Annotated in this window: 1 protein-coding gene; it reads right to left on the bottom strand. The window is 72.7% G+C overall.

What is annotated here, in order from left to right:
* On the bottom strand, window positions 1-538 hold a 538-nt coding region (locus HUK84_RS22485; RefSeq protein WP_176642078.1), incomplete at both ends, for an NAD(P)/FAD-dependent oxidoreductase.

Below are 538 nucleotides of genomic sequence, written 5' to 3'. Positions count from 1 at the left end.
AATGCCCGCGGCGTCTCCGGTTGCATAGAGGCCCGTCCGGCCGGTGCGGCCCGACGGGTCCGTTTCCGGCTCCCAATAGCCGCCGGCCGCATCGAAGCGGTGCCGCGCGCCCAGGGTGCGGGTCAGCAGGGTTGTGGGTTTCAGGCCGTGACCGCAGGCCACGGCATCCGCGCCATAGTGGCGGACCGCCGTTCCCTGCCGTCCGGTCCCCGCGACCGTGCCCGAAATCGTGCCCGAAATCGTGACGGACAATCCGTCTTCCGCCGGATGGACGGCGGCGATGCGGGCCTGATGATGGATCGGGATTCCGGCCAGGCGCAGGCGGGTCATCCATTGCGCGGCCAGGCGCAGGCGTGCCGGGTCCCATGCCAGGGTGGCGGCCAGCCGCAGCCAGTCGCCGCGCCGCCCCGAATCGATGACGGCCACGACCCGGCCGCCCAGTTCCATCACCTGATGGGCGACGGAAAAGAGCAGCGGCCCGGCGCCCGCGACGACGACGCGCCGGCCGGGCAGCGTCCCGCCGTTGCGCATCAGGATG

This window comes from Nguyenibacter vanlangensis, from assembly GCF_013376155.1.
Classification (GTDB): Bacteria; Pseudomonadota; Alphaproteobacteria; order Acetobacterales; family Acetobacteraceae; genus Gluconacetobacter; species Gluconacetobacter vanlangensis.
Note: the sequence above shows the minus strand (reverse complement) of the source record. Positions and strands in the feature narration are given on the sequence as shown.